7 protein-coding genes are annotated in these 11396 nt (G+C 36.2%); 2 read left to right on the forward strand and 5 right to left on the reverse strand.

The features are described 5' to 3' along the window. Window positions 1-983 precede the first annotated feature (983 nt). Together DRF57_RS22395 and DRF57_RS22400 are read left to right on the forward strand one after the other, a co-directional pair. Window positions 984-3887, forward strand: coding sequence for a SusC/RagA family TonB-linked outer membrane protein (locus tag DRF57_RS22395; RefSeq protein ID WP_115920948.1), 2904 nt, complete (start codon window positions 984-986; stop codon window positions 3885-3887). A gap of 17 nt (window positions 3888-3904) precedes the next feature. Continuing rightward, a complete protein-coding gene (locus DRF57_RS22400) occupies window positions 3905-5800 on the forward strand; it encodes a SusD/RagB family nutrient-binding outer membrane lipoprotein (RefSeq protein WP_115920950.1) in 1896 nt (631 codons plus the stop codon). A gap of 129 nt (window positions 5801-5929) precedes the next feature. Here the strand turns inward: DRF57_RS22400 and DRF57_RS22405 are convergent, their stop codons facing one another. The 5 genes from DRF57_RS22405 to DRF57_RS22425 all read right to left on the reverse strand — a co-directional run bounded on the left by DRF57_RS22405 (window position 5930) and on the right by DRF57_RS22425 (window position 11269). Beyond that, the gene (locus tag DRF57_RS22405; protein WP_123863375.1) at window positions 5930-6499 is read right to left on the reverse strand and encodes a hypothetical protein; all 570 of its coding nucleotides are present in this window, start codon (window positions 6497-6499) and stop codon (window positions 5930-5932) included. Window positions 6500-6509: 10 nt separating this feature from the next. Continuing rightward, window positions 6510-7043 carry a hypothetical protein gene (locus tag DRF57_RS22410; protein WP_115920954.1) on the reverse strand — a complete coding sequence of 178 codons (534 nt, stop codon included), beginning with the start codon at window positions 7041-7043 and terminating at the stop codon, window positions 6510-6512. Continuing rightward, window positions 7040-9793 carry a COG1470 family protein gene (locus DRF57_RS22415; RefSeq protein WP_115920956.1) on the reverse strand — a complete coding sequence of 918 codons (2754 nt, stop codon included), beginning with the start codon at window positions 9791-9793 and terminating at the stop codon, window positions 7040-7042. The genes DRF57_RS22410 and DRF57_RS22415 overlap by 4 nt, the downstream gene beginning before the upstream one ends. Then, entirely contained in the window at window positions 9786-10586 is an 801-nt protein-coding gene (locus tag DRF57_RS22420) for a WxL protein host-binding domain-containing protein (RefSeq protein WP_047488560.1), read from the reverse strand. Before DRF57_RS22420 ends, DRF57_RS22415 begins: the two co-directional genes overlap by 8 nt. Window positions 10587-10690: 104 nt before the next feature. Continuing rightward, window positions 10691-11269, reverse strand: a complete 579-nt coding sequence (locus DRF57_RS22425) for a hypothetical protein (RefSeq protein ID WP_115920958.1) — start codon at window positions 11267-11269, stop codon at window positions 10691-10693. Window positions 11270-11396 lie beyond the last annotated feature (127 nt).

Below are 11396 nucleotides of genomic sequence, written 5' to 3' on the forward strand. Positions count from 1 at the left end.
ACCAGCGCCGATGGTACTGCTAACGCGGGAGAGTAGGCCGCCGCCAGTTTTTATTTTATTTTTAAAAAATCCTTTATCGCAAGATAGAGGATTTTTTTTTGCTTTATACCCAACTTAGGTAATAGGTGATAGCACTGTCAACCCTCAACTCCTAACTATCAGCCCTTAGCACTCAAGTCTGAACTCTTTTCTATTTTTATAAAGAACAGGTTAAAGCCTGTCCCCACTGAATATCCATATCCTGGATAAACTAATTTTTGCAACTTTCCAATCAGGAGTCAATCATTGACCATTCGCTATTTATAACTTATCACTCCTCATTTATTATTTCTGGGACTCATTTCATTATTCAATAGAAATGGGCTTTAGCCCATTTACAAAAGACGATTCTCAAATAGGGCTTTAGCCCAAACTTAAGAATGATGATGTACGCAAGATAATTATACTGGATTATGTTTGGGCTAAAGCCAATGGATTGTTTTGGTATTTTTATAAGAACGGGCTAAAGCCCGTCCCTATTGAATATCCATATTCTGGATAAGCTAACTTTTCCAATCAGGAGTCAGTCATTGATCATTCACTATTCATCATTCTTAACTCATTAGAACATATGTTGAAGTTCAATACTGAGATCCCTACGGGATGACAAGGGAAAGGAGTATGATAAAGTAATACCGCACACTCTTAACTCTTAACTTTCAACTGATTATTCATCATTCCAATTATCAATAAATAGATTTCTATTTTTTTAGATAACTCTAATTTTCTTTTCTTTTTTTAATTTCTTAATTTTCTATAGTTCTCAAACGTTTTTCGCATTTATAAATCTTCAATTTTCCCTTATATATACCCGGAAATCATTAACTTTTATTTAGATAACTCCCATTAAATCAATATTATTTTCATGTATATTATTTAATTTTTAATGGTATACTATTAAATACTGTTAAAATATTATATTTGTTCAAATCATTATGTATTATATGAACAGAACAATATTTAAGATAGGACTTCTCCCGTCTGTATTTTTTTGCTTTAATGGGTTGTATGCACAGAATACTGACTCAACTAAAGCTTCGAAAATTGATGAGATCGTTGTAACAGCTTATGGTGTTAAAAAGGAGAAGAAAGCTTTGGGATATTCTTTCCAAGACGTAAAAGGACAAACCTTAGTAGAGGCTAAAGAAACGAATGTTACTAATGCTCTAGTTGGTAAAGTTGCAGGTCTCCAAGTCATAAAGGCTGGCTTTGGGCCGGGATCTTCCTCTAAAATAAACCTTAGGGGGTTTAATTCATTTAAGGGCGATAATCAGCCTCTTATTGTAGTAGATGGAGTGCCATTGAGTAATAGTACAGGGGCGAAACCAAAACAACAGGATGGAGTCTTTAATAATGATTTTTGGAATCCGGATCTGGATATGGGAAATGGATTAAGCGACCTTAATGCTGAAGATATTGAAAGTATTTCTGTACTGAAAGGGGGGGCCGCTTCTGCACTGTATGGTTCAAGGGGAGGAAATGGAGTTATTTTGATTACAACGAAGAGTGGTAAGAAAAAAGGAGGAGTGGGCATTTCATATTCTACAAGCTTAGGATTTGAAACCATTTTTATGAAACCTAAAATGCAACATAGTTTCACCCAGGGTAGTAATGGGCTGCCTAACCCTGCAAATAGTGATAATACTACCTCGTGGGGACCTGCTTTTACTGAATCTATGCAAAGGTATGATAACCTTGATAATTTTTTTAAAACAGGCGTTAATTCACAACACAATCTGAGTTTTCAGGGAAATTTGGGGGAAGGTACAAGTTTATATACTTCTGCGGCTTATTTGAATGATAATAGTCAGATTCCTAATTCTAAATACGAGAGATTTAATTTTACGGCTAAAATGAATTCTACTTTCGGTGCTAGTAAAAGATGGACAACAGAAATGAAGGTTCAATATATTAGTACAAAAGCTAATAACAGACCATCTGGTGGACAGGGAGATGGTAATTATTATCCTGCTATTTTATTAATGCCCCAAAATATTAATATAAGAGATTATCGTGAAGGACAAACTCAAAATGAAGTAACATCTCGTTGGATTACTCCTAATGGTATTAATCCTTATTGGTCTGCTTATAATAGTCTTAACGCTGATAAAAAAGATCGTTTTTTGTTAAATGGATATCTTAAATATCAGTTCAACGATTGGTTGAGTGGAGACGTAAGATTAGGTACTGATTTTTATGCATTAAATGCAGATGCCAGAGTTTGGACTGGATCTTCACGTAAAAACTCTTATGCAACCAGTGAAGAAAAGTTTTATGAAAATAATTATATAGCAAGTCTTACAGCTAAAAAAGATAATTTATTTGGAAAATGGGGTGGATCATTTTCTATATATGGTCAAATGATGGAAACGAGGACCAAGGCTATGTATTTTAGTACCCAAAATCTTATAGTTCCTAATGCGTTTAATGTAAAAAATACAAGTGATAATGCAGCAGCAGCTAATACTGAAATTGACCTTTGGAAGAAAATTAATTCGGTATTTGCAGCAGCAGAGATCAACTATGATGGATATTGGTTTGTGAATGCGACAACAAGGACTGATTGGTCTTCCACTTTAAGTATTGAGAATAGATCTTACATATACAATTCCATTAGCTCATCTTTGGTTTTAACTGATATGTTAAATAAACTGAATGGGTTTAGTTCTAACATGTTGAGTTTTGCTAAGTTACGTGCAGCTTATGCAGTAACAGGAAATTCTTTAGAGCCTTATGAATTATACAATAACTATGCACTCTCTACAGATCCCAATGGACATATTACACTTAGCAGAAAAAAAATACTTTATAATGCTAATTTACAGGCAGAGAAGCTAAAAACATTTGAAGTAGGAACAGATCTTAAATTCTTCAATAGGATTTCTTTAGATGTTAGCTACTTCCATAATAGTGCTACCGGACAATTAATTGATTTGCCAATGAACCCGCTTTCAGGATATGAAAAGGCAAAAATAAGTTCAGGAGGACTCAATAATAGTGGATTTGAGTTTGTTCTGAATACAGATGTTTTTAAAAATGAGAATTTTACGTGGAACGTAAATGCCAATTTCTCAAAATTAAAGAGTGTAGTTGATGAAATTAATGGTGATGTTTTAAATTACCCATTAGGAGGATTTGATAATGTTACTTTCTTTTCGGCAGTTGGAAAGCCTTATGGGGCTATCTACGGAACGAAGTTTTTAAGGGTAGAGGATCCTAATAGTCCCTATTTTGGAAAACTTATCGTTGGGCAGAATGGTTTACCTCAAGGTACTTCTGACCAACATTTTTTAGGAGATCAGACTCCTAGAGCTTTGTTTGGGTTTACCAATAGTTTTGTATATAAAAACTTTGGACTTTCCTTTCTTATCGATGGAAGGATTGGAGGTAAATTCTTCTCAGCGACCCAATTTGCATTACAGAGAGCTGGTCTTGCGGAAGATACTGCTCCAGGTGGAAAGAGAGACAATTTTGTTGTTGACGCAGTAGTACAACAGAACGGAGGAGGATATACATCCAATACTAAAGAAATTACACAGCAGGATTATTGGGCTGCTGTTACAACCGGTAATCTTGGAATCACAGAGCAAAATATTTATGATGCTACCAATATCAGGTTAAGAAATATTCAGGTCTCTTATAGTTTCCCAAAAAGTATTTTTCAGAAATTAGCTTTACAAAGCGCTAAAGTCTCGTTCACGGCGAATAATGTATGGATGATATACAGCAAAGCAAAAGGAATAGATCCGGAATCTGTATTTGCCATCAATTCAAATGCTGTAGGATTTGAAAATATGGCATTTCCTACTACGCGATCTTACCTGTTCACTATTACATTAGGCTTTTAACTTTCAAAATTAACATCATGAAAAAATATATTTTATCTTTAATAACATTGGCTGCATGTTGTACTGCATGTAATGATTTTGAAGACATTAATAAAGATCCATATTCTGTTGATATCAGTAAATCTGAACCGGAATATTTTCTAAATAACTCCATTTTAGGAGCGCAGCAGGATCCCAATATTGCAGAACGCGTTTTTGTTCTTTATTGGAAAACTGCAGCGAGACAACATCTGACTACAGGAATCGCCGGAGGATCATATGACGATTCCTGGACTTCTGAATATTGGAAATATATTTCCGAATGGCAGAACAATGTGAATGCGGCTATTCAGATTGCCAATGAAAAAAAGGCTAATGGACAGAATAAACCCTATTATGACAATATCATTCAAATGTCGAGAATTTGGAGAGCTTACTTAATGAGTGAATTTTCTGATAATTTTGGACCACAGCCTATCCAGGCATTTCAGGGAGTAAATCCAACTTTTAATTCTGAAAAGGATGTTTACTATTTTATTTTGGATGAACTGAAAGATGCCGTAGCTAAAATGGATACCAATCAAGGTGTTCCAAATAATCCCAATGCTTATGATATGGTATATGGTTTTAATTGGAGTAAATGGGTAAAATATGCCAATTCTATGAGAATGAGAATTGCCATGAGAATTGCCGAAGTAGATCCTGCAAAAGCAAAAGCTGAGTTTGAAGCAGCAGCTAATTCAAACATGATTATCGCTACAAGTACAGATAATTTTACCGTAGCAGAAAAAACAGGATGGGATCCTTTGTCAGGGGTAATGTCCAGAGAATGGAATTCCCAGATCTTATCAGCGACGCTCAATAATATGTATATTGGATTAGGAGGAATTAATTCTACGGATCAGCTACCTTCAGCCCAGCATACTGCTGTGAAAGCCCCTGATTATGTGGGAATAAAATATGATCAGCAGTTTACGACAATGACAAATGATCCTAGTGCCGGATATTGGCTGGATGGGCTCCCTAATAAAATTGACCCAAGAGCTTATAAAACATTCTATATTCCGGGTGATTTGACAAGTCCTGTTTATTCTCTTTATCCAACCTACACTAACCAGGCTACCACCAATTATGGTGATCTTACTTTTGCAGATAATTCTAAAATCACAATCAATACCGTGAATACCTGGAATGCTTATACCATTGGAAACTGGGGGGTAAAAGGACAGCGAAATGCATTAAGAAATGTCGTGGGATGTATGCCTGCATTAGGTAAGCAATACAGAGAAAGTAAAAACTCCAGGATATTTTTTGCAAGCTGGGAAACGTATTTCCTTATGGCAGAAGCTGCTTTAAAAGGATGGTCTGTTCCAATGAGTGACGAAGCTGCTTATAATAAAGGAATACAGGACAGCTTTACTTATAATGGAGTATCACAATTCTATGGACAGTATATTGCTTCCACAGATTACAACCGTGACGGAACTTCTGTTTCTTATACTCATATAACAGAACCCGGAGCGAGTCATAGCATGAAATATAAAGATCCTGCAACGGGTAATCTGGTTTCTGTTGATATTAAATATCCTGTGAATACTATTTACAAAAACGGATCAGTTAAAAATGATAAGCTAACGAAGATCATCACACAAAAATATTTAGCCAATACACCTTGGCTTCCGCTAGAAGCCTGGAATGATCAGAGGAGATTAGGATTGCCATTCTTTGAAAATCCGGCCGTGGAAACCCCATTGGTGAATTTACCTAATTTAAATTCAGGAAACTATATGACTAATTCTATTCAGAATTTTCCACAAAGATTAAGATATCCTAGTACATTCAGAAATACTGACCAAACCGGTTATGATAAAGCAGTGCAGTTGCTTGGAGGAGCTGATGCTGTTTTAACACCTCTCTGGTGGGCGAAGCATTAATAAAAAATTATATACAAAAAAGTCCTTTATCATTTGATGAAGGACTTTTTTATATGGATCTCATAATTAACGATCAGAATTATAGGACTGACTTTCTACATATGTTATTAAAAGACTGGGTTAAAAAAATTAATTTGGACCTATGGTAAAAACTACTTGTGCACTATATGCTTTGGCAGGAATGACTACAGAAACACCGCTTATCTGAAACTGTACATTAATTGCTGAGAAATTGACACTGTTACCAAGTCCTAAAACTCCGGTAAAGTTTATTGTAAAAAATGATGTATCCGTTGTTGGGGGGATTTCCAGATAAGTAGTTCCTCCGTTGATCGTTGCAGTACAAAGAATACAAAGTCCATTAATAACAGTACTTCCTCCGCTTCTTCTTGTGTAAAGATGCAGCGCACTGTTCCAGGAAACAGGATTATAATGCATACTGACCTTGGCAGCTCCACTTGAAAGAAGATTTAAGAAAGATCCCGGTAGAAATCCGGATATTGTTGTGATGTTAGTGGCACTCTCATAAGTTCCGGCATAATTATTTCCTGCTTCAGTAATAGAAGGTACGCTTACGGTCCAGCCACTTCCACTGGCATTTATGGTTTGCGCACTCAGGTAACTGCTCATTGTGAAAGCAGTAAGGTATATATATTTTTGTAAGCGTATTTCTCTGAGAAAGCGACTCTTGATTTTCATTTTTCAATTTTTATTCAGTGATGGTATAAACAATGGTAACCGCCGTATTGGCCTGTGGCAGTAAAAGAGCATAATTACCCGTAACTAATGAAATGGTAAGTCTATGACCGTTGTTTGCCCCATTCCCCGTGTAAGCACCTCCAATACCACTAATAATGGTAACAGGTGTGACCGTAAGAGTAACCTGGCCTGAAGAAGTTCCCAATGTTCCTCCTCCTGCTCCGGAAGCAGCAGCAGCCTGTAGTCTTATATTGACACCATCAATCACTTTACTTACAGATGCTGTAATTTTTCTGGTAAGTCCTCCGGGAGCAATAGCAGAAGTATAATTGATCCATTTTGATGTATTGGGAGTCGGATTGCCCAGAGCATTTCCAGCCTCGGTAGGGGCTGTGAAATTCAACGTAAAATTTCCTGTAGGTTCAACATCCATTAACGTTACTACAGGTAAAGTTAGGGTAACAGTACTGGTAGCGGTCTGGGAATATACTGAACCGGATAGAATAAAGAATGTTATTAATGCTATGGAACGGATCATCATCATTTCTTCTTTTTTATTTCATTATAACCTACTTTTAAGGACTCCTGCTGATACTTGATTTCTATCTGCTGTTTGACAACGTGAATGCTTAGCTTTTTTGTTTCAGAAGGTTTTAAAGTAAACTGGAATTTATTGGTGGAAATTTTATAAAGCTTATCAAGACCGTTTCGATACACTTTCACTGTCCAGTCACCCGGGCGGAGATAAGTAAAGTCAAAATCCTCACCTATAAAACAGATTTTACGGTAGGTCTGATCATTGCTGATCGCTTCTATAATGATACTTTCCTTTTTCTTCCTATCTTTTTTAGCTAGCCATTCAGAAATACCTGTCTGGTCTTTGTCCGCTGTTTCTACAAACTGAATATGACCCTGTACACTGGCTGCTGTAGTTAATCCGAAATTAAAGATATTTTCTTTATTAATAAGCGAAAGTGCTGCTGGAAATGCCAACGTAGGGATATCATTAATTTCTGTGGTGGAACGGTCTATTTCCAGGAAATAATTACCGGGAATCACATTTTTAAATAAGTAGTTTCCCTCTTTATCCGTAATTGATAAATAGCTTCCAAGCATTAATCTTATCCCCTCTGTCTTTTTTATCCCCAGATTACTGATATTTCCGGATAAAGTAATGTATTCGGCGGTTTTTTGCACTGGAATATTAGGACGCCAGGTATAACGCATTGAAAATATAAAATCTTTATTTCCTATTTCTCCTCTTTGCAGTGAATATCTTCCCGAAAGGTCAACCTCATGGCCGGAAAATAACTGCTGATGGAACAGAAGCTCAAATAAATTTCTGTCTTTGAAATATTCTTCAGGCATATAATTGTTCTGGTAAAAAAGACTTAGGTTGGTTTTATCAGAAAACTGACTGAAGATTCTGGCTCCGTAATAAAAGATCTTTTGATTTTGTAGCTGATACCTTGAAGTGATCGCATAGCTTCCAAATAGATTAAAAGATGTTTTGAATTTTTGAAATGAGAAATTGGCGGAGTAAAAACTGGAATCCCCATTCAACCCTGTCAGATAATTATCCGTTTTACCAAACTGCCCTTCAAGATTCATCTGAAATATGCCAATCTGCTGATTGATACTTACCTTGAAGTATCGCTCATAATAATCAAACTGTCTGGGTTCCAAACGATCCTGATAGGTTTGATATCCGTTATTAAGCACAATGAAACCAGTAGGAAGATATTTATATTGCACTCCATATTGGAAGTATTTTCTGTAAGGTGCAGCCAGTAGCAAGGTATCTCGCTGAAAATTTTTGGCATCCTGCATATAATTAACGAAAACACTTAACTTTTTGGAAATATTATAATAAATGTTGCCGTTAAAGGTATCGGTATTTGTAAAATACCCTGCAAAGTCCGGGCTTGCTTTGATATACATTACATTTCCGTTGAACCTTTCAAAAATAGCTTCAGCCTGTAGCATATAAGCTGTTCCGTCTGTTTTTTTGGTGGTACTGTAGGCAAACTCTCCGGAAAGGTTAATGTTTCTTGAAATTTTAAATTTTCCCTTAGCATAAGGAAGATGAGCGTCAGAGTCTAATTTTACATTACTGTAATTGATTTCCCCTTCTCTTGGAGTTTTATAAAGATATCCTACATACAGTTCTGATTCTTTTCGGATCCTGAAGGCTGAATAGATATTAAACTCATCTTTAATATCTCTGAAAAACCGGGGATGATTATAGAAACCACCCAGACTTACTTTATTCAAGTCATATCGGATTTCCGCTCCGCGGCCATATCTTGCAAACTCCGTTAAATAGGATGAAGCATAAGTTTTATCACCAAGGTGAACAAAAAAGTTATCCCGTTTATAGTTTACAAAATATTCTTCATATTGGGTGAAGGTATTAAATTCTATAGGATTGTGTGTGACGGCACGAAACTCAATCTGGTTTTTATTTTCTTTATCCAGGGTTCCCTTACCATAAATCTCTCCCTGGAAACCGTCATTGTAAACACCCATATTCTGCATTCCGATAAAGGATAGGGAGGCAGACACGGGAAGTCTGTGGTAAATGTCATTTTCTGTGGGCTTTACAGCGATAACCTGAGTACTTACGTAGATACTTTGATTTTCCTTAGGATTCCCTTTTGGATAGACTGACAGATTCAGGTTTTGAAACTCATTTTGCCGGAGTTCCGGATTAGTTACTTTGTGGATACTAATGATCTTCGACTCATTGGGGTTTAAGACCAGTAATGCATCATGATCAAGAATGGCATTTTTGCTTTCCAGAATGATATCTTCAGTTACATTTCCATTATTTTTTAAAAGGAAAGAAGAACGGATGGTTTCCCCGGCCCTTATAAATTCGGGAGAATCTAATCCGGTCACAGATAGCTTTCTATTGCCGGAAACTACAATTTTTGAGGATTTTACAAAGGATATTCCGGTATGACGGTCTGTAATATATAATGTTACTGAATAGAAACCTTGGGCGGTTTCTGCTGCAATGCGTAAAGGAACAAGATATACTGAAGTTTCATGAGGAGCAATCTGGAATTCTCCCTTTTCTAAAATTGGGGTAATAAGTGGATTTGAAACAGTAGTTGAAATGTCATAGATTTTGCTCTCATCCGAGTTATTTTCTAATGTAAAGGGAATAGACGTAGACATTCCCGGCATTAGGCTATCTTTTTTACTGATCAATCGTTCTGACTGCTTCTGAGAAAAAATAAATACCGGGAAAAAGAGTAGGGTAATAAATAATGTCCAAGTTCTAATCATTTTTTACTTCTAAATCCACATTGAGTGCAAAAGCATTCTCTTCCTCGTCTGTGGCCATTATCATAGCACGGTATTTATCCGGTGGTATTTTACTGATATCGATGTAAAATGTTTTAGAGGTAGAAGGGAGTAGCCCCATTGTTAAACTTGCATAGGTTCCCAATTTTTCTCCTGTTTTACGGTTGTAGATTTCAATAGAGGCTGTTGGTTTACAGTAAAGGTTTCCTTTATTGGCTATGGCAATTTTTGCGGTTTGCTTTCCATCTTCTTTTTCTACTTTCACACTTTCAAACTTAAGGTCCGGTTTGGCCTTTTCTGTTTCATAGTCTGTGATGACCTGAATAGCATACCGTATTACAGAGGTGATATTCACTCCGGGTTTATTATCACTGGGCTTTATATCATCCACAGGTTCTACGATCACTACACTCCAGTAACTACCCGGATCTACCACCTGATCAGGAACGGTGATTTCATAAAATACCTCTGTTTTTTCTTTCCCTTTCAGCGTGATTAGATTTGTATTCAGTTTAATCCAGTCACCATTAGTCCTTTTATTGGTATGTAATGCTGTATAATGGGTGGTCCCATCGGCATTGTAGGCGAAGTCCTGCAAAAATAATTTTACACTTTGAGCCGTATTTCCAGTATTTTCGATACCTATTTTCCCTTTGTAAACTTTTCCGTTTTCTATTTTATAAGAATGCGTAAGCCCGTTGAGAATCACAATGCCGGCATGTAAAAAGCTAAACTGCAAAATCAGGGTGATAAAAAGAAGAATACGCTTTATCATTATATAAAGTTTGGATTAAATCATTAAATAATACAAAACCAGGAAGAAACTGACAGGCAATTTCTTCTTGTTTTTGAAATACAGAATTGAATTTTATTTAAATTCTAGTTGTCTGATATCGTGTAAGTAACGGTAGCTACTGTAGTGGCTGTTGCCTGTAAATCTGCATAAGCTGCGACTCCCCCAGGCCCGCTTCCTGCAGCAAGAGCATAGGTAAGATTATGTCCGTTATTGGCACCATTACCTGTGTAGGCACTTCCAATACCAGAAATAATAGTTTGGTCAGCTGCACTTAATGTTAATAATCCTGCAGATAGTCCTAATGTTCCTGCCCCAGATCCGGTAGCTGCAGCTGCAGTTACGTGAATATCTACGCCAGGAATGATGGCATTAAGGCTTACAGTTACGTTACGTGTAGGATCAGCAACAGATTTGATAGAAGAATAATTAAGCCAAAGCGTAGTGTTGGCAGTACTTGGAATAATAGGATTTCCGGCTTCAGTAGGAGCTGTGAATCCCAGTGTAAGGTTTTTAGTAGCAGCAGGTTCAATGTCAACCAGGGCAACTTCAGGAATTGAAATGGTGATCGTATGATTATCAGTATTGGTATCTTGTGCACTGATAGTAGTAGATACAGCAACTGCTAATAAAGACATTGTCATTGTTAATTTTAATTTTTTCATGATGTAAATAATTAGTTGAGTGAAATTAATAAAATTCAACATACTATGAAAAAAATACATATGTTTTTTTATATTATTACATACCACATCTTAATATTTGAATATGATTGAGAAATAATAAAGAATT

This window comes from Chryseobacterium rhizosphaerae (genome assembly GCF_003385455.1).
Taxonomy (GTDB): Bacteria; Bacteroidota; Bacteroidia; order Flavobacteriales; family Weeksellaceae; genus Chryseobacterium; species Chryseobacterium rhizosphaerae.

Excerpts from the sequence above, each read along its gene's own strand:
- DRF57_RS22410 (WP_115920954.1), bottom strand. The coding sequence starts at position 7,043 with ATGATGATGATCCGTTCCATAGCATTAATAACATTCTTTATTCTATCC.
- DRF57_RS22415 (WP_115920956.1), bottom strand. The coding sequence starts at position 9,793 with ATGATTAGAACTTGGACATTATTTATTACCCTACTCTTTTTCCCGGTA.
- DRF57_RS22425 (WP_115920958.1), bottom strand. The coding sequence starts at position 11,269 with ATGAAAAAATTAAAATTAACAATGACAATGTCTTTATTAGCAGTTGCT.
- DRF57_RS22400 (WP_115920950.1), top strand. The coding sequence starts at position 3,905 with ATGAAAAAATATATTTTATCTTTAATAACATTGGCTGCATGTTGTACT.
- DRF57_RS22395 (WP_115920948.1), top strand. The coding sequence starts at position 984 with ATGAACAGAACAATATTTAAGATAGGACTTCTCCCGTCTGTATTTTTT.
- DRF57_RS22420 (WP_047488560.1), bottom strand. The coding sequence starts at position 10,586 with ATGATAAAGCGTATTCTTCTTTTTATCACCCTGATTTTGCAGTTTAGC.
- DRF57_RS22405 (WP_123863375.1), bottom strand. The coding sequence starts at position 6,499 with ATGAAAATCAAGAGTCGCTTTCTCAGAGAAATACGCTTACAAAAATAT.